We start from the raw sequence: 17,110 nt of genomic DNA on the forward strand, positions 1-17,110 counted from the left end.
GTGGATACGTGTGACGGAATTACGATTAAGATGACGTCAACTGATTTGAATCATAGGAGAACGACCAAAGCTGTTTGATTCAATAAATGAACCATAATATCGAGGAGAGCGGAAAGAGGGATCACGTGAATATCAATGACTTCGATGTGCTCAATCGCATTAGCTCCATCATCAACAGCGAGTTTGGGTCAAACGATGCCGCCATCGCTCGATATCTCATCGCTCACATTAGGCGTTCGAGCGAAATCAATGTTGCCGCAATAACCCGCGATGCATTCGTGACCCGTTCCGCTGTTCGTCGTTTCTGCAATCGATTGGGCTACCAGTCTCTTAGCGATTTGAAAGAATCATTTACTCAATCAGTCTTTCCAAGCGACTTAAGCCATCGAGAGGAGGAATTTGGCTACGAGGAGTACAGGGCAGAGCTCGACGTTCGCATGATCGAGATGTTCGCTGAGGTCGAAAGCGGCGTGTCCGATATCGCTATTAAGCACCTTGCCGACGAAATTGATGGCCATAAAAACGTTGAAATCTGGTGCACCAATAATGTGAGCGCCAATCTCGTACGATTTCAGCAGGAAATGTTTTATGCGGGCAAGATAGTTCGCATAGTTGCTGGGGCTAACGTCGCGGAATTGAAAAACATGGGAGACGCTTCGCAGTCATTGATAATTCTCGTATCGGTCTCCGGGCTATTTGTGTCACAGGCGCGTGAGTATCTTGAGTGCCGTTCGGGCAGGAAGATTCTAATTACTGCGTTTAGCAACGATGACAAATCGAGGTCTTTTGACCGTGTATATCGTCTTGGTAATGCAGGAAACGGAATTGACCGACTCGGCGTTTATTCGAAATACGCCATGACTTATTTCTTCGACTTGCTATCGTCGTGTTACTTGAGTCGCTACCCCTGCACCAAGGGGGAGCCGCTCTATGGGTCTACTTTGGCCTGGCCCGAGTAGTTGCGGCTCTTTAGTTCTCCCGCCTGGAGAATGAGCGTGGATAATCTGCCGCTTTGGCCTTAGGGCCGCGCTAAAAGTGGGAGATTATCCACGCTCGATCGTGCCGGAAAAGCCCGATCGCGACCTATGTAATAGTGCGAGAGGGTCGTTATCGAAGGTCAATGCTGCAGACGTACTCCACCGTGACAAAGTGTTCCCTCGGGAAATGGCACCAGCGCAGCCAAATCCACCGTTCTTCATATCTAAACTCAACAAAACCGCAGGTCGCGGGGCTATAGATACGCCCGGAACCGTGTATCTAGAGGTTTTCGTTGACAGCCCCCAAGGTTGCATCGTATTATCTTTTTCGTTCGCGGGGGCGGCGGTCCAAAAGACCAAAGAACCTGCGGATACTTGCACGATTGGGAGTTTGCCCGAGTGGTTAATGGGGACGGGCTGTAAACCCGTTGGCTCTGCCTACATAGGTTCGAATCCTATAGCTCCCACCCGTCAAGTGCCTGTATAGCTCAGTCGGTAGAGCACTTCGTTGGTAACGAAGAGGTCACCAGTTCAAGTCTGGTTGCAGGCTCCATCCGGCGGTGTAGCTCAGTTGGTTAGAGCACACGGTTCATACCCGTGGCGTCACTGGTTCGAATCCAGTCACCGCTACCATAGGTAACACGGTGGCTTCTCAATAGTATGTTGAGAGGCCACTATGGTATAAAGGCAAAGTCCCGTCCGGGGACGACCTGTTTAGAGGAGGGCTTTATGGCCAAAGAGAAGTTTGAGCGCACTAAGCCGCATGTTAACATCGGCACCATTGGTCACGTCGACCACGGCAAGACCACGCTGACCGCCGCCATCACCAAGGTTCTCTCCGAGACCGAGGGCTGCAAGGCTGACTTCACTGCGTTCGAGAACATCGACAAGGCTCCCGAGGAGCGCGAGCGCGGCATTACGATCTCCGTCTCCCACGTCGAGTACGAGACTGCTGCCCGTCACTACGCTCACGTTGACTGCCCGGGCCACGCTGACTACGTCAAGAACATGATCTCCGGTGCTGCTCAGATGGACGGCGCTATCCTGGTCATCGCCGCTACCGACGGCCCCATGGCTCAGACTCGCGAGCACATCCTGCTCGCCCGTCAGGTCGGCGTTCCCTACATCGTCGTCTTCCTGAACAAGTGCGACATGGTCGACGATGACGAGCTTATCGACCTCGTCGAGATGGAGACCCGTGAGCTCCTCTCCGAGTACGATTTCCCCGGCGACGATATCCCCGTCATCCGTGGTTCCGCTCTGGGCGCTCTCGAGGGCGACGCCAAGTGGATGGATGCTATCCGCGAGCTCATGAAGGCCGTCGACGAGTACATCCCGACGCCTGCTCGTAACAACGACCTCCCGTTCCTGATGGCCGTTGAGGACGTTATGACCATCTCCGGCCGTGGTACCGTTGCTACCGGCCGTGTCGAGCGCGGTGAGCTCAAGCTCAACGAGCCCGTCGAGATCGTCGGCATCAAGGATACCCAGAACACCGTTGTTACCGGTATCGAGATGTTCCGTAAGTCCATGGACTTCTGCGAGGCTGGCGACAACGTCGGTCTGCTGCTTCGCGGCATCAAGCGTGAGGACATCGAGCGCGGCCAGGTTCTCTGCAAGCCCGGTTCGGTTACCCCGCACACCAAGTTCACCGGCGAGATCTACGTTCTGACCAAGGAGGAGGGCGGCCGTCACACCCCGTTCTTCGATGGTTATCGTCCTCAGTTCTACTTCCGTACCACCGACGTTACTGGTACGGTCAAGCTCCCCGAGGGCACCGAGATGGCTATGCCTGGTGACCACATCACCATCGAGGGCGACCTCATCCACCCGATCGCCATGGAGGAGGGCCTGCGCTTCGCTATCCGCGAGGGTGGCCACACCGTCGGTTCGGGCATCGTCTCCACGATCATTGAGTAAATTAGCTCTCTGATATAGCTGACTTAGAGAACCCGGCACTTATATGGGTGCCGGGTTCTTTTCTACGCGGGGGCTTGTTCCCTGCCGATTGCGCTTTGCTCGCCCCTTTGCTCGCCCTTAAGCCGAGCGTGAGGGATCGATTAGCTCTCGTTGGCTTCATTGATGTGTTTCAAATATGAATGGATCCACCGAGAACCAATTGACTCGAGGTTTTCGTTGACAGCACTTACGTAGAGCTGATAAAGTATCAACTCGTGCCCGTACGGGGCGGAAATGAAAGGTTCAGGATACATGCGTACTCTAGTTACTCTTGCGTGCACTGAGTGCAAGCGCCGCAACTATACGACCACCAAGAACAAGTCGACCATGCCTGATCGTATGGAGATCAAGAAGTATTGCCCCTGGTGCCGTCACCACACGCTGCACAAAGAGACTCGCTAGTCTCTAGTCACATACGCCAGTAGTTCAATTGGTAGAGCATCGGTCTCCAAAACCGAGTGTTGAGGGTTCGAGTCCTTCCTGGCGTGCCAGTCATTATTCCGTAAGCTCCCACTTGGGGGCTTACGGTTTACTCATGTATAAGCGCATTGCGCGGAGGTAACCCAAATGGCCAACAAGAAGAACAAGAAGAAGGCTCAGCAGCCGGCACCTGCCAACAACGCTGCTGCCAACTCCAAGGTTGAGGCCAAGAAGGCCGTTGCCAAGAAGAACGAGAAGGCTGCGAAGTCCAAGAAGAACGAGAAGCCTGGTTTCTTCGCCCGCACCAAGAAGTATTTCGCTTCGGTCAAGTCCGAGATGAAGCGTGTCACGTGGCCTGATAAGAAGGAGCTCGTGAACTACTCGGTCGTCGTTTGCGCTTCTCTGATCGTCGTCGGCGTCGTCATCGCTCTGCTCGATGCTGGCTTTGGCGAGGCTCTTGCTCTGTTCTCTGGATTGAGGGGCTAAACCATGTCTAAGCGTTGGTACGTCGTTCACACTTACTCTGGATACGAGAACCGCGTTAAGTCCGATCTCGAGCATCGCATCGAGACCATGGGCATGCAGGACCGTATCTTTGATATCGAGATTCCTATGGAGCGCGTCACCGAGATTAAAGAGGGTGGCAAGCGCGAGACTAAGGATTCCAAGATCTTCCCGGGTTATGTCCTGGTCCGCATGGAGATGGATGACGATGCTTGGACGTGCGTTCGTAACACGCCTGGCGTCACCGGTTTCCTGGGCGGCAACGGTAAGCCCGCTCCGCTTTCCCGCGACGAGTACAACAAGATGACTCGTCGTCCCGGTAAGGGCGATTCGCCCAAGCGCACCTCGGTCGATATTCAGGTCGGCACGTCCGTCCGCGTCACCGATGGCCCGCTTACCGACTTTGATGGCAAGGTCTCCGAGGTTAACACCGAGGCTGGCAAGCTCAAGGTCACGCTGATGATCTTTGGCCGCGAGACGCCGGTCGAGCTCGACTTTAACCAGGTCGCTGTCATCGCTTAAGTTTTCGTCCGTTCGCGCGAGCGTGCTTCTTCTGTGACTGCTCATCTCAGGAGTGCTTCTAACACGTGCGTGCTTACGATATAGCAAGTACTTCACACTCGTGATTCGAAAGGAATGACCATGGCTGAGAAGAAGGTTGCCAACGTCATTAAGCTCCAGATTCCTGCTGGTGCAGCTAACCCCGCTCCTCCCGTCGGCCCCGCCCTGGGCGCTGCTGGCGTGAACATCATGCAGTTCTGCCAGGCCTTTAACGCCGAGACGCAGGACAAGAAGGGCGACATCATCCCCGTTGAGATCTCTGTCTACGAGGACAAGTCCTTCTCCTTCATCACCAAGACCCCGCCGGCGGCTCACCTCATCAAGAAGGAGCTGAACCTCAAGTCTGGTTCCGCTAAGCCTCAGGCCGACAAGGTCGGTCAGCTCTCCCAGGAGCAGCTCACCAAGATCGCCGAGATCAAGATGCCGGACCTCAATGCCAACGACATTGACGCCGCCAAGAAGATCATCGCCGGTACCGCCCGCTCCATGGGCGTCACCATCGCTGAGTAGCGATTTCTTTAGGTAATGACGGGTGCTCCGACCGGGGTGCCCGTTATATGTGTGCAATAGGGCACACGATACGATGTGGGAGGGCTCACGCCCGTTTAACCACAGGAGGTAATGCACATGGCTAAGCATGGTAAGAGCTATAACGCCGCTGCCGAGAAGATCGACCGCGCCACGCTCTACACCCCCCTTCAGGCTGCCAAGCTCATCAAGGAGCTCGACACCGCCAAGTTCGACGAGACCGTCGAGGCCCACTTCCGTCTGGGCATCGATACTCGTAAGGCTGACCAGAACATCCGTGGTTCCATCTCCCTGCCCCACGGCACCGGCAAGACCGTTCGTGTTGCCGTCTTCGCCGAGGGCGAGAAGGCCCGCGAGGCTGAGGCTGCCGGCGCCGACATCATCGGTTCCGACGAGCTTGTCGCCCAGATTCAGAAGGGCGAGATCAACTTCGACGCCGCTATCGCTACGCCGAACATGATGGCCAAGGTTGGCCGCATCGGTAAGATCCTTGGTCCCCGTGGCCTCATGCCGAACCCCAAGCTCGGCACCGTGACCATGGACGTCGCCAAGATGGTCTCCGAGCTCAAGGCTGGCCGCGTTGAGTACCGCGCCGACCGCTACGGCATCTGCCACGTGCCCCTGGGCAAGAAGTCCTTCTCTGAGCAGCAGCTCGTCGAGAACTACGCTGCCCTGTACACCGAGATCCTGCGCGTCAAGCCCTCTTCTGCTAAGGGCAAGTACGTCAAGTCCATCTCCGTGTCTTCTACCATGGGCCCTGGCGTCAAGGTCGATCCCGCTATCCAGCGCGACTTCCTGGCTGAGTAACTAACAGTTACTGCCTGAGCAAAGCAAGCATTGCTAAAGAGACCCGGTTCTGCCTCGTGCAGGACCGGGTCTTTTGCTTTTGAGTCAACGAAACCACCACGAAGGGGACAGGCACCCTTGTGGTGGTTTTACTTGTGTTGTACTTTAGCGCGATGTAGTACTACCCGAGGCCGAAGGGAGCCCAACATGTTTAAGAACACGCAACAGCTCCTAGGCCTAGCGCTACTAGATTGGATAGCGCGCTAGGGTTGTAATCTCGCTATAACGATTTGTTGTACCCGGGTGCGCTATCGTCTGCCGCTTTCAGGCGTGATGAGCGACACGGGTATTTTTCTATCTCTAGGCCTTCTCTCTCTCCTGAAAGCCATCTGTCATAAAACGGTCAATCAGGAGGAACATATAAGCCGCAAAATCACAATCTTTGACGCCACCCTGTGCGACGGTGAGCAGTCGCCGGGCGCCAGCATGAATACCGAGGAAAAGCTCTTCATCGCCCGCCAGCTGGTGCGCATGAACGTGGACGTTATCGAGGCGGGCTTTCCCATCTCGAGTCCTGGTGACTTTCGCTCCGTACAGGAGATTGGCAAGATTGCGGGCGACCGATGCACGGTATGCGGCCTGACGCGCGCTGTCGACAGGGATATCGAAGTGGCTGCAGAGGCGCTCAAAACGGCCCAGAGGCCCCGTATCCATACAGGGCTGGGTGTGAGCACCAGTTACCTGCGCGACAAGCTCCATATGACTGAGGAAAGGGCAATTGAGTGAGCGATCCATGCCGTCAAACATGCTCGCAAGTTCGTTGACGATGTTGAGTTTTATGCCGAGGATGCCGGCCGCTCCGATCAGGAGTTTCTGGTGCGCATTATCGAGGCGGCCGTAAAGGCCGGTGCCACGGTCGTGAACATCCCCGATACGATGGGCTACAACATGCCGTGGGACTTTGGCGCCCGCATCCGTGACCTGCGCGGGCGCTGCGGGTGCGGCCGGTCAGCGTGCGGTCGACGTGATGGAGTATCGCGAGTACGAGATTGAGCGCATTGCGCGCCAGGCATTTGAGGCGGCGCGCAAACGTCGCGGCAAGGTGACGAGCGTTGATAAGCGCAACGTGCTGGAGACGAGCCGCATGTGGCGCGAGATCGTGCATCGCGTGCAAGACGAGGAGTACTCCGACGTGGAGCTTGAGGACCTGCTCGTCGACAACGCCGCCATGCAGCTCATCAGTCGACCGGCAGACTTTGACGTCGTGGTGACGGAGAACATGTTCGGCGACATCCTGTCCGATGAGGCGGCTCAGATTACCGGATCGCTCGGTATGCTTGCCTCTGCCTCGCTGGATGATGGCGTATCGCTGTTTGGGCCGAGCGCTGGCAGCGCTCCTGACATCGCGGGGCTCGGCGTGGCCAATCCGCTGGCTCAAATCTTGTCGGTGGCGATGCTGCTGACCTACGCGCTCGACATGGGCGAGCAAGCCGCGTGGATCGAGAGCGCCGTGGCGCGCGTGCTCGACGAGGGCTGGCGCACCCGTGACATCGCCGATGTCAACACCCCGGCAGATAAGATCCTCGGCACCACGACGATGGGCGACAAGGTCGTCGCCGCGCTGTAGGCGATGCCGATTCAAGCTGTCAAATATCTCAATCTGTAACATCTAAGGGGCAAAATCGTTCCTACCTGTTACAGATTGAGATTTTCGGCTGAGCATCCGTGGTCTGTCTCGATCTGTAACAGCTAACCGATTATTTGGGCCCTACCTGTTACAGATTGAGACAAACCGTTGGGACAGGTCGGACGAGTCAGCAAAACCACCACAAAGGTGCCGGTCCCCTTCGTGGTGGTTTTTAGCGCAACGAGGTGTTCCCAGCCGACCATACGGGCGGCCTTGCGCTCACGCTGCTCGATGACAGCGCATCTTTAGACGCGAAGTGCGGAACCGGGTGCATATACGAGCCGCGTAGCGTTACGAATTCATGGGAATGACCGTATCGCCAATTTGTACGCTTGCAATCTTGTCTGTGTCACAAACTTGCGAGAACGGCCAGGTCTTGTGGACATCAGTGGTGCCGTTATCCAGTTTATTTGCGAAATAGCCGCTGTGGCTGGTTGCGTCCTCAACATGACCGTCTTTGAACGTCACGATGAGGGGTATGTTGCCAACGGCATCCATAGACTCCTCCATGTTTTGAGACATCTTGCCGCTGTTGTTGTCGTGTTCGATGGAACGATCTATGTTGTAGCGGACTGAAACGCCAACGCAGGATACGGTGGCCTCTTGAATCGTCGCCTTGGTGCCGTTAAAGTTGACCGATTTGGGCGCGGGAATCGTAACGGATGTATCTTCGTAATTCAGCTGGAACTTAAGATCCCATGGGCCCGTAAGTATTTTCTTATACTCGGGAAGCTCTTTGCCAGCACGTGGCACAACGAGAGAGTTGATATGCGTGCGGACGGTCCTGCCCATAAGGCCGGATGATTCAACGCTGAACTGTGCAAAGTATTGAATGCTGGAGTCATTGGGGTTCTTGTCAATGAGCCATGATTGGCCTTGGCCGCCATGCTCGCCATCAACGTATACGTTTCCATCGACACTTCCGGCGATAGTTCCGTTCTCGCCCGGCTCGGAAAGCTTTTTCAGGGCAGCGGGATCGTCGAACGTAAGCGTATAGGCGATGGTAACCATATCCTTGTCGCCCATGATGGCGTCGGCGGTCACGGTGACTCCGTTGTTGGAGCAGCTAGCACCGACGGGCCGGCCAATACGGTCGATGATCTCGGTTTGAGAAGCAGGTCCGTCAAAGATGTCGGAAAGCATGTCAGAAGGAAGCGGCAGGACGCCTGTTGCCATAGCCGTGCCAGCGCCTCCAATGACGATAGCGAGGACTGCCGTTACAGCGGCAATGCGAGCGACTGTTCTTACGGGATGGCGGGCGATGCGCGGCTTGCGTCGCGTGCCATTAAAGTTGCTTTGAGCGGTCGCCGCATCGCTTGAGGCGACGGACTGAGCAATCGAGTTTGCCATGTGCTGCTTCGCATTATCGGTAAACGAAATGTGCTCCAGGGCGTGGCGATAGTCATTCGAATTCGTAGTCATTGTGGTCTCCTTTCAAGGAAAGCCGAAGTGACGCACGTCCGCGGCTAAGGTGCTGGGCGGTTGCAGCTGGCGTCGCGTGAACGGCGTCTGCGATTTCCCTGATGCTCATGCCTGCGTAGTAGTGCAAAAAGATGGCGATGCGCTGTGCTTGAGGCAGGGCCGTGACAGCGGAAAGAATGGCGCAGTCGCGTTGCGCGAATTCTTGCTCGGTATGTGTTACGGGTGCGCAGAAATCGGGGAGCGAATCGAGGTCGACAACCGGGTGATTCGCGTGCGTACGGCCGATATCGCGACATGCGTTCAGTGCGACTCGGATCACCCAAGCACGTTCGTGTTCGAGCGAGTCGAACGGTTGAGTGCGTTGGAGAATCTTGATCAGCGTGTCCTGGCAGATGTCTTGAGCGTCGTCAGCGGATCCAAGGGCCGAATAGCACAATCGAAGGATGAGGTCGGAATACGTGTCGACCAAGCGCTTTGCTTCCCGCTCGATCTGATCGGCATCGCATCGGAGCGTGCTATTGCGGTTACGGCGTGCAGGCATAGTGTCACCTCCAATTGGTCGTGGTGGATATAGGGAAGGCGTCTCGCGAGGTCCCTCTACATACAACACGGTCGAGACTGCATAAGCTGACAAAAAAAGACGGCACGTGAGCGCCGTCCTTACAAAACAATGAGTGTTCTCGTTAATTACACAAGCACCGTGATGGACAGGTCGGACGAGTCAGCAAAACCACCATAAAGGTGCCTATCCCCTTCGTGGTGGTTGTTGGCAGTTACCAGGGGGTTCTGGCGGTAGAGGACTCGATTGCCTCGTGGCGCTTGAGCTCGCGGCGCATGGTTTGCGAATTGAGCCAGGCTGCCTGCCAGCCACGGATGGGGTAGCGCGCTTCATCTAGCTCAAACTGCATATAGCCGCAGGCGTTGATGATCGTTGTCCCGCATGCATGCCGACGCTCGCGCTGAAAGTCGCGACCATAGCATTGGTGCACATGCCCGTGCACCATGTAGTCGGGGTTCCAGGATTCGAGCGCTGTGTTGAAGCATTCGAATCCTCGATGTGGCAGATCATCCAGATCGCCCACGCCGGCGGCGGGCGCGTGGGTAAGCAGAATGTCGCAGCCGCCGACCATCCTCACTTTGCGGGACAGCTTGCGCATACGCTTGGTCATCTCGCGCTCGGTGTACATGTTGGCACCGTCTCGATAGCGCATGGAGCCGCCAAGCCCCGCAATGCGGACGCCGCGATACACGTACACGGTGTCTTCGACACAGATACAGCCGCCCGGTGCATGACGTGCGTAGCGGTCATCGTGGTTGCCGCGCACGTAGATGAGCGGCTTGTTGATGACCGTAACCAAAAACTCAAGATAGTCCGGGTCCAGGTCGCCAGCGGACAAAATCAGGTCGACACCCTCAAAGCGTTCCTTGCGAAAGCACTCCCATAGGCATCGTTCTTCGGTATCGGCTATGGCAAGGATTTTCATAGGGCGCGGACCTTCGGCTCATCATCGAGTTGCGGAATGGCGCCCACCACGTTGTCGGCCAGCCAGTCCATCTCGACGATTTGCGTGCTCGGCAGTGGGGGAAAGCCCTCGATCTGCACCACGCCGTCTTGGCTATGGAGCTCGCCGCCAAATGGATTGATGGAGCCCTCGACGATGCCATTGCGGAGCAGCTGAACAAGCTTGCGCGTCTGATAGGGCAGGCCCGGAGCGTAGCGAATGTCGATGACGCCCGAGCTCATACCATACCAGTAGTTGACGGCGCGAACCTGGCTGTCGTCACTGGTCTCATCCCAGGTGCCATGCAGCAGGCTTCGCACGATAAGCTCGTAGTAACGGCCCCAGTTCCATACCGGCATGGCGGTGCCGACGACCTTGCCATCGACCAGGCGGTGAAGTCCGTAGGCCGTGGGGTCCTCCAGCGACTTGGACATGTCAGCGCCGGTCATAACACTCACGCCTTCGCGGCACATGGCCTCGGCAAGACCGCCGGCGGGCACATCGCCCCAGGTCAGGATAATTTGCGCGCGGGGGTCGAGCAGCGAGGCGCCAATTGCAAAGGCGTTGATCTCGCTAAGCGCGCCCGACGCAAAGACGGACGCGTGGTAGCCAATGCGATGGTTGTCTGCCATGCTGGCCGCAAGGGCGCCCAGGAGGAACTTGGCCTCGTACATCTTTCCAAAATACGAGCGCACGCTTTGGTGGGGAAGGCCGATAGAGCAGTTGAGGAACCGAACCTGGGGATACTCAACGGCAGCCCTGAGCGTATATTCCATCAGGCGGTGCGAGGTCGAGAAGATGACGTTGTCTCCGTGTTTGACAGCCGTTTCCACGGCGGCGTAGAACACGTCTGGACCGTGGCAGTCCTCGAATGCCTCGGTGCGCACGATGCCGCCAAAGTGCTCGTCGAGATACTGACGCCCTTGGTCGTGCAGGCTGTCCCAGCTCGACGTAGCACAGGGGAATTCATGGATAAAGGCGATGCGCAGGGGGTTGGCCGCCGAGTAGACAGTCTTGCCCATAAAGAAGTTGAGCACGCCGGAGGTGGACTTGGCGGGCGCCTCTTCCTCATCGACGCTCGGCGCTTCGACAAGACTGACCTTGTCCTCGTCATTTTTGCCGGCAATGACCAGCTCGCGCCAAATCTTGCACAGGCGGTTTACGACGATATCCGTCGGCGTATCTAGCAGGCGGTCCTGGTTGTAAACATTGAGGTAGACGAGCATGGCGTCGGCGGGCGTAATGTCCAGATGGTCGCCGCCGGCGCGCAGGTAGGCGCGTTTAAAGAGTAGGAAGGTGTGGCGCAGGTAGTCGACCTTTTTCTGTGGCCACTTTTCGACAAGGTCCTGGCCGAGCATCTTGGCGAGCGTCTCATAGCTTCCCTCGCGCGAGAACTCAATCTCGTATAGGGGGCAGACGCGCCAAAACGCGCAGAACTCGCCGTACAGGCGACTTTCGACGGAATCCCATGTGCCGGGGTAGAGGCGGGTGACCTTGGCCGAAACCGTCGGGGCGTCCAGGAATTTGAGGACGCTGACGCGCTTGTTGCCCTCCTGGACGTAGAACCGATGCATGAACTCGGTGACGATGATGGGGTCGCGATAGCCCTCGGTCACCTGGATGTCATAGAGGTTGGACCACTTGCGGGCGAACTCGGTGCTAAATGGCAACAGGGGCATAAAGTTGCACGAAAAGGCTGACTGACGGCCCTTGGTAACCGTGCCGACGACCATTTCGAGCGGAATGTCCCTTAGGCCGACGCTCTCTCGCTGACCTAAGGGGAGCTGGGCAACGAGGCTATCGAGGTCCGTAAGGTACGGGTGCTCGCTTTGGCTGATGGCGCGACGGCGTCCCTGCTCGCCGCGCTTGCGTGCTTGACGATAGGCCTCTTCCATGGTGTCTACTCCCTTAGTCGTTTAAACAACGATATGAACCATGGTACCACGATGCGAAACCACCAGAAAGGTGCCTGTCCCCTTTGCGGTGGTTTTAGGCGATGATGGGGGCGATGGCGCGGATACAGGCGTCGGCTGCCGTGAAAGTGATGCTGTCGTCACTGACGATGAAGATGATTTTGCCCTTGACGCCAAAGTCGCCGATCTCGCTAAAGAGCACGTACGGCTCCTTGCCAAAGCCCGAGATGGGAAGCACAGCGGCCTTGGTGGCGTTGGTGAGCTCATCTGCCAGCGCGTCCAGTGAAGCCCACTTGGACGTGTCCTTGACCGCGACGGGGACGGCCACGCGCCCAAAGGGCATCAAATGCACGAGTGTGTTCTTGGAGATGTTGGAGTTGGGGATGATGATGGTCTGCCCGCAGGCATCTTCGATGGTCGTATGGCGCCAGGTGATATCTTGGACCACGCCCGACACGCCGCCGACCTCGATATTGTCGCCGGGTTTGATAATGCCCATAAACGTCACCTGCATGCCGCCGATGAGGTTTGAAAGCGTGTCCTGAAAGCCGAGCGAGATGGCGATGCCGCCGACGCCAAGAGCGGCGACGAGGGCGTTTGCGTTAACGCCAAAGCAGTTGTCGAGGATAAAACTGCCGCCGATCGTCCATATGACGGCGCGCGCGATGTTGATGAAGATGCTGGATGAAGGGAGTGGGTTATCGTCGCGGTTAAGCAGGTGGCGCAGGGTCTTGGACGCGACCTTGGCGGCAACGGCGGTGCCGATAGCCAAGATACCTGCCCAGATGATGTTGTGGACCCATCGTTGTGCAAAGAAATGAAGAATTGGCTCAAACAATTCCATGTAGGGAAACCTCCTAATGATCGTCCAACCATGATACCCACCAAAAAGCCCGTCCGATCACATTGGACGGGCTTCTGCGCTCGATATAAGGGTTAACGAAAACCACCACAAAGGTGCCTGTCCCCTTTGTGGTGGTTTTCTAGGTCGTTAGCTCAGCAGCATGCGGTCGTTGGCGAGCTCGCCGCCCGAGACCTCCTCGAACTTCTGGAGCAGGTCGGCGACGGTGAGCGACTTTTTCTCGTCGCCGGCCACGTCGTAGATCACGTGGCCTTCGTGCATCATGATCAGACGGTTGCCCAGACGGATGGCGTCGTTCATGTTATGCGTGACCATGAGCGTGGTCAGGTGGTTCTCGTCGACAATCTCCTCGGTCAGGTTGAGTACCTTAGAAGCCGTCTTGGGATCGAGGGCCGCGGTGTGCTCGTCGAGCAGCAGCAGGCGCGGCTTGGTGAGCGTGGCCATCAGCAGGGTGAGTGCCTGGCGCTGGCCGCCCGAGAGCAGACCGACCTTGGCGTTGAGGCGTGTGTCCAGGCCAAGGTCCAGGCGTTTGAGCAGCTTAACGTACTCGTCCTTCTCGGCCTTGGTGACGCCCCACGAAAGACCGCGGCGCTGGCCGCGGCGCTTGGCGAGGGCCAGGTTCTCGGCAATCTGCATGTCGGCTGCGGTGCCGCGCATGGGGTCCTGGAACACACGGCCCAGGTACTTGGCGCGCTGCGACTCGCTCAGACGCGAGATGTCGGTGCCGTCGAGCTCGATAACGCCCGAATCGAGCGGATATACGCCGGCGATCATGTTGAGCAACGTGGACTTGCCGGCGCCGTTGCCACCAATCACGGTTACAAAGTCGCCATCATTCAGAGTGAGGTCGACGCCGGTAAGAGCGCGCTTCTCGGTGACGGTGCCCTTGTTAAAGGTCTTCTTGACGTGTGAGAGTTTAAGCATCTGCCTCATCCCCCTTCGTGTAGGAGCTGCGGAGCTTATAGCGCTCCCAAACCACGGGCACGCACAGGGCCACGGCAACGATCACGGCGGAGAGCAGCTTCATGTCGTTGGCGTCCATGCCCAGCTGCAGCACGATGGCGCGGATAAGGAAGTACACCACGGAGCCAAAGACGGCGGAGGCAAGACGGACGCTAAACTGCGTGAGACCGCCGGGCAGCAGGCGGCCGAGCACCTCGCCGATAACAATAGCGGCAAGACCGATAACGATGGCGCCGGTACCCATGCCAATGTCGGCGTACTTCTGGCTCTGGCAGATGAGCGCGCCAGAGAGGCCGATGAGGGCGTTGGAGAGCACGAGGGCGATCATCTTGGTGGAGTTGGTGTTGACGCCCAGGGCGCGGATCATGTACTCGTTGTTGCCGGTAGCGCGCAGTGCGGAGCCGATCTCGGTACCAAAGAACCAGTACAGGATGGCGACGATGGCCACGGCCAGCACAATGCCCAAGATAATGGCAACGGTGGACTGCGGTAGGCCGGTCATGTTGCTGACGGACGAGAAGATGGTGCCCTTGGCGAGGATGGGCGTGTTGGACTTGCCCATGATGCGCAGGTTGATGGACCACAGGCTGATCTGCGTCAGGATTCCGGCGAGGATCGCGGGAATCTCAAAGACGGTGGTCAAAATGCCCGTGACGGCGCCCGCGATGGCGCCGGCGCACATGCCGGCCAGTACGGCGAGCAGCGGGTCGACGTTGTTATTGACGATGAGTACGGCGCAGACGCAGCCGCCGAGGGCAAAGCTGCCGTCGCAGGTCATATCGGGGATGTCGAGCAGGCGGAACGTGATAAACACGCCAAGCACCATAATGCCCCAGAGGACGCCCTGCGAAACGGCGCCCTGCAATGCAATGAGCATGCTTCATACCTCCTAGGATAGGGTGGACACGTGAGTCACCATGATAGCGGTAACAATGCATAAAAGAGCTGCGGCCGGATGTTTTGTCTCATCCGTAACAAGCAGGGCGAACGCCGGTCTTTGGCGTTCGCCCCTGTGGCTCAGATATTGAATAACACGGCAACGGCGCGAGTATGGGCCCTAGGCACATCGCCGCGCATACCGCTACTCGTCCAGAGCGGAGAGGTCGATGCCCAGAGCCTCGGCCATCTCGTCGTTCTTGACGACGACCAGGTCCTTGCTCGAGAGGTGCTTGATCGGCATATCCTCGGGCTTGGCCTCGCCCTTCAGGATCTTGACGGCCATCTCGCCCGCGGCGTAGCCCAGGTCCTCATAGTTGATGGAGAGGGTGAACAGGCCGCCGGCCATGCACATACCCTCCTCGCCGGTCACGAAGGGGAGCTTATTCTCCTTGCAGATCTGGCCGACCTGCGAAGCGCCCGCGGCGATGGTGTTGTCGGTGGGGGAGTAGAGCGCGTCGACCTTGCCCACGGCGGACTCGACGACGGACTGGATCTCGTTGGAGCTCGAGACGGTGAAGTCGGTGTACTCCAGGCCCAGCTTGCCGAGTTCCTTCTTGGCGGCCTTGATTTGGACGTCGGAGTTGGACTCGGCAGTGCAGTAGAGCAGACCGACCTTCTTTACGTCGGGCAGGACCTTCTGCATCATCTCGAGCTGCTCGGCGACCGGGGTGAGGTCGGAGGCGCCAGTGACGTTGGTGCCGGGTTTGTCGTTGTCCTGGACCAGGCCGGAGGCGGCGTAGTCGGTGATGGCGCAGCCCACGATGGGGATATCGGCCGTGGCGCCGGCGGCGGCCTGCGCGGCAGGCGTGGCGATGGCGTAGATCAGGTCGACGTTGTCGCCCACAAACTTGTCGGCGATGGACTTACACGTGGACTGGTCGTTCTGGGCGTTCTTCTGGTCGATCTTGACCTTAAGGCCGCTCTTCTTGATGGCCTTGACAAAGCCGTCATTGGCGGCGTCGAGTGCGGAGTGCTCGGTGAGCTGCAGAACGCCGATGGTGTAGTCGGAACCGGCGGCTGCGGAGCCGGAACCAGAGTTGCCGCCGCATCCGGCAAGCGGGGCCAGTGCGAGCAGACCGGCGGAGACCAGAAGGCTCCTGCGGCTGATGGTGATGTCCTTCATATCGTTACCCCCAGTATAGAAATGGCTGGAAACACTGCACTCAAACAAAGTGCAAGTGGAACTATAGTAGCGCGGATGTCCATTTTTACAATAACCTAGCGGGTTTTTTAATACAGAACCGGATGGGCGGTACGGGTAGTCGAATGGGCGGCGGAGGTTCTTATGCGGCGGAGGCGTTCTCATCGTCTAGCGCGGCAAAGAGTTTTTTGCCGTCGAGCAAGCGCGTGCTGACGTTTTTCATGCGGCTGACCTCAACGGTGCGCAGGGTGTCGTCGGCGCCTCGGGTGTCGTAGACCGTTCCCAGCAGATACGAGACGCCATCGCGTTGCCTGATGGCAAAGGGCCGGACCGTCATCCGCACCACCTCGGTTTCGCCACGTGCCGTGACGCTCGAAATATCAAAACTCACCGTGGTTCCGTGGTCGATGGCCTGCTCGATGAGCTCGCAGGTGTCGATGCGCTTGACGGGCGTGCGCGGGGCCTTGGTGGATTTGCTGCCCGCGCTTGGAGCGGGCTCGGGTGCATCGAGGTAGCCGCGAACGTCGGCACTCGCCATGGCGACCAAGTGCTGCGCCATGCTTTTTCGGATGGCGATGGGCGTAGAACGGTTGCGCATGACCATGCCGTGGAGGCGGATGACCTCTTCGTCGGTGAGTGGACGGGTCAAGAGTCGATACCCCACGCCGCGCTTGTACTCAATTTCGTATCCGGCATGGCGAAGTGCGGAGATGGCGGTGTAGATGCTGCGCCGCGCCGCCGAGATGGGCATGCGGGCGGGGTCGTCGGGATGGGCGAGGCGCCTGATCAACTCATCGGAAAGCATGGCCTTGTCCTCGCCGGTGTTCTCGCTTAATAGTTGCAAGATGCGAACGGCGCGATAGGCGGCCATCGAGGCGGCGCCCCTCGTCGTGGACTCGTAAGTTTCAACAGCGGTTTCGGTCATGGTGCCCACGTCCTTTCCGTT

Annotated in this window: 17 protein-coding genes, 4 tRNA genes and 1 pseudogene; 13 read left to right on the top strand and 9 right to left on the bottom strand. The window is 57.9% G+C overall.

Annotated features, from left to right (window positions below):
• Positions 1 to 125 precede the first annotated feature (125 nt).
• From KTF55_RS08085 to KTF55_RS08145, 13 genes and pseudogenes are all read left to right on the top strand, one after another.
• A complete protein-coding gene (locus KTF55_RS08085; RefSeq protein WP_217108287.1) occupies positions 126 to 959 on the top strand; it encodes a MurR/RpiR family transcriptional regulator in 834 nt (277 codons plus the stop codon).
• Positions 960 to 1,362: 403 nt separating this feature from the next.
• Positions 1,363 to 1,444, top strand: a tRNA-Tyr gene (locus KTF55_RS08090).
• A gap of 10 nt (positions 1,445 to 1,454) precedes the next feature.
• Positions 1,455 to 1,530 (top strand) — tRNA-Thr (locus tag KTF55_RS08095).
• 3 nt (positions 1,531 to 1,533) lie between these two features.
• Positions 1,534 to 1,610: transfer RNA gene (locus KTF55_RS08100), tRNA-Met, on the top strand.
• Between the two features lie 96 nt (positions 1,611 to 1,706).
• A complete protein-coding gene (tuf, locus tag KTF55_RS08105; RefSeq protein WP_035137538.1) occupies positions 1,707 to 2,897 on the top strand; it encodes an elongation factor Tu in 1,191 nt (396 codons plus the stop codon).
• A gap of 291 nt (positions 2,898 to 3,188) precedes the next feature.
• Positions 3,189 to 3,338, top strand: coding sequence for a 50S ribosomal protein L33 (gene rpmG, locus KTF55_RS08110; protein ID WP_022093895.1), 150 nt, complete (start codon positions 3,189 to 3,191; stop codon positions 3,336 to 3,338).
• A 13-nt stretch (positions 3,339 to 3,351) separates the two neighbouring features.
• Positions 3,352 to 3,427: transfer RNA gene (locus KTF55_RS08115), tRNA-Trp, on the top strand.
• Between the two features lie 76 nt (positions 3,428 to 3,503).
• Positions 3,504 to 3,842: a preprotein translocase subunit SecE gene (gene secE / locus KTF55_RS08120; RefSeq protein WP_117583102.1), complete on the top strand. Its 339-nt coding sequence runs from the start codon at positions 3,504 to 3,506 to the stop codon at positions 3,840 to 3,842.
• A 3-nt stretch (positions 3,843 to 3,845) separates the two neighbouring features.
• Entirely contained in the window at positions 3,846 to 4,382 is a 537-nt protein-coding gene (nusG, locus tag KTF55_RS08125) for a transcription termination/antitermination protein NusG (RefSeq protein ID WP_006234984.1), read from the top strand.
• A gap of 120 nt (positions 4,383 to 4,502) precedes the next feature.
• Entirely contained in the window at positions 4,503 to 4,931 is a 429-nt protein-coding gene (gene rplK, locus KTF55_RS08130; protein WP_022093893.1) for a 50S ribosomal protein L11, read from the top strand.
• Positions 4,932 to 5,048: 117 nt separating this feature from the next.
• The gene (rplA, locus tag KTF55_RS08135) at positions 5,049 to 5,756 is read left to right on the top strand and encodes a 50S ribosomal protein L1 (protein ID WP_089572518.1); all 708 of its coding nucleotides are present in this window, start codon (positions 5,049 to 5,051) and stop codon (positions 5,754 to 5,756) included.
• A gap of 465 nt (positions 5,757 to 6,221) precedes the next feature.
• A pseudogene (locus tag KTF55_RS08140) lies at positions 6,222 to 6,788 on the top strand (hypothetical protein).
• Positions 6,697 to 7,362 carry an isocitrate/isopropylmalate family dehydrogenase gene (locus tag KTF55_RS08145; RefSeq protein WP_226790685.1) on the top strand — a complete coding sequence of 222 codons (666 nt, stop codon included), beginning with the start codon at positions 6,697 to 6,699 and terminating at the stop codon, positions 7,360 to 7,362. The pseudogene KTF55_RS08140 and the gene KTF55_RS08145 overlap by 92 nt, the downstream one beginning before the upstream one ends.
• 351 nt (positions 7,363 to 7,713) lie before the next feature.
• Here the strand turns inward: KTF55_RS08145 and KTF55_RS08150 are convergent, their stop codons facing one another.
• The 9 genes from KTF55_RS08150 to KTF55_RS08190 all read right to left on the bottom strand — a co-directional run bounded on the left by KTF55_RS08150 (position 7,714) and on the right by KTF55_RS08190 (position 17,089).
• Positions 7,714 to 8,844, bottom strand: coding sequence for a DUF4179 domain-containing protein (locus KTF55_RS08150; protein WP_217108288.1), 1,131 nt, complete (start codon positions 8,842 to 8,844; stop codon positions 7,714 to 7,716).
• Positions 8,825 to 9,385: an RNA polymerase sigma factor gene (locus KTF55_RS08155; RefSeq protein ID WP_117583099.1), complete on the bottom strand. Its 561-nt coding sequence runs from the start codon at positions 9,383 to 9,385 to the stop codon at positions 8,825 to 8,827. The genes KTF55_RS08150 and KTF55_RS08155 overlap by 20 nt, the downstream gene beginning before the upstream one ends.
• Positions 9,386 to 9,617: 232 nt before the next feature.
• Positions 9,618 to 10,328 (bottom strand): metallophosphoesterase, encoded by a 711-nt coding sequence (locus KTF55_RS08160; protein WP_217108289.1) that lies wholly within the window; start codon positions 10,326 to 10,328, stop codon positions 9,618 to 9,620.
• Entirely contained in the window at positions 10,325 to 12,241 is a 1,917-nt protein-coding gene (locus KTF55_RS08165) for a BMP family ABC transporter substrate-binding protein (RefSeq protein ID WP_217108290.1), read from the bottom strand. Before KTF55_RS08165 ends, KTF55_RS08160 begins: the two co-directional genes overlap by 4 nt.
• A gap of 94 nt (positions 12,242 to 12,335) precedes the next feature.
• Entirely contained in the window at positions 12,336 to 13,103 is a 768-nt protein-coding gene (locus KTF55_RS08170) for a mechanosensitive ion channel family protein (protein ID WP_217108291.1), read from the bottom strand.
• Positions 13,104 to 13,250: 147 nt separating this feature from the next.
• Entirely contained in the window at positions 13,251 to 14,045 is a 795-nt protein-coding gene (locus KTF55_RS08175) for an ABC transporter ATP-binding protein (protein WP_117839998.1), read from the bottom strand.
• Positions 14,038 to 14,961: an ABC transporter permease gene (locus KTF55_RS08180; RefSeq protein ID WP_117655043.1), complete on the bottom strand. Its 924-nt coding sequence runs from the start codon at positions 14,959 to 14,961 to the stop codon at positions 14,038 to 14,040. Before KTF55_RS08180 ends, KTF55_RS08175 begins: the two co-directional genes overlap by 8 nt.
• 204 nt (positions 14,962 to 15,165) lie before the next feature.
• Complete coding sequence (locus tag KTF55_RS08185) at positions 15,166 to 16,146, bottom strand: ABC transporter substrate-binding protein (RefSeq protein WP_117765096.1); 981 nt, start codon at positions 16,144 to 16,146, stop codon at positions 15,166 to 15,168.
• Between the two features lie 160 nt (positions 16,147 to 16,306).
• Positions 16,307 to 17,089 carry a WYL domain-containing protein gene (locus tag KTF55_RS08190; RefSeq protein WP_217108292.1) on the bottom strand — a complete coding sequence of 261 codons (783 nt, stop codon included), beginning with the start codon at positions 17,087 to 17,089 and terminating at the stop codon, positions 16,307 to 16,309.
• Positions 17,090 to 17,110 lie beyond the last annotated feature (21 nt).

It is taken from the genome of Collinsella sp. MSK.8.10, assembly GCF_019041915.1.
Taxonomy (GTDB): Bacteria; Actinomycetota; Coriobacteriia; order Coriobacteriales; family Coriobacteriaceae; genus Collinsella.

Coding starts and splice junctions, on each gene's coding strand:
- tuf (WP_035137538.1), top strand. CDS start 1,707: ATGGCCAAAGAGAAGTTTGAGCGCACTAAGCCGCATGTTAACATCGGC.
- rpmG (WP_022093895.1), top strand. CDS start 3,189: ATGCGTACTCTAGTTACTCTTGCGTGCACTGAGTGCAAGCGCCGCAAC.
- secE (WP_117583102.1), top strand. CDS start 3,504: ATGGCCAACAAGAAGAACAAGAAGAAGGCTCAGCAGCCGGCACCTGCC.
- nusG (WP_006234984.1), top strand. CDS start 3,846: ATGTCTAAGCGTTGGTACGTCGTTCACACTTACTCTGGATACGAGAAC.
- rplK (WP_022093893.1), top strand. CDS start 4,503: ATGGCTGAGAAGAAGGTTGCCAACGTCATTAAGCTCCAGATTCCTGCT.
- rplA (WP_089572518.1), top strand. CDS start 5,049: ATGGCTAAGCATGGTAAGAGCTATAACGCCGCTGCCGAGAAGATCGAC.
- KTF55_RS08150 (WP_217108288.1), bottom strand. CDS start 8,844: ATGACTACGAATTCGAATGACTATCGCCACGCCCTGGAGCACATTTCG.
- KTF55_RS08155 (WP_117583099.1), bottom strand. CDS start 9,385: ATGCCTGCACGCCGTAACCGCAATAGCACGCTCCGATGCGATGCCGAT.
- KTF55_RS08160 (WP_217108289.1), bottom strand. CDS start 10,328: ATGAAAATCCTTGCCATAGCCGATACCGAAGAACGATGCCTATGGGAG.
- KTF55_RS08165 (WP_217108290.1), bottom strand. CDS start 12,241: ATGGAAGAGGCCTATCGTCAAGCACGCAAGCGCGGCGAGCAGGGACGC.
- KTF55_RS08170 (WP_217108291.1), bottom strand. CDS start 13,103: ATGGAATTGTTTGAGCCAATTCTTCATTTCTTTGCACAACGATGGGTC.
- KTF55_RS08175 (WP_117839998.1), bottom strand. CDS start 14,045: ATGCTTAAACTCTCACACGTCAAGAAGACCTTTAACAAGGGCACCGTC.
- KTF55_RS08180 (WP_117655043.1), bottom strand. CDS start 14,961: ATGCTCATTGCATTGCAGGGCGCCGTTTCGCAGGGCGTCCTCTGGGGC.
- KTF55_RS08185 (WP_117765096.1), bottom strand. CDS start 16,146: ATGAAGGACATCACCATCAGCCGCAGGAGCCTTCTGGTCTCCGCCGGT.
- KTF55_RS08190 (WP_217108292.1), bottom strand. CDS start 17,089: ATGACCGAAACCGCTGTTGAAACTTACGAGTCCACGACGAGGGGCGCC.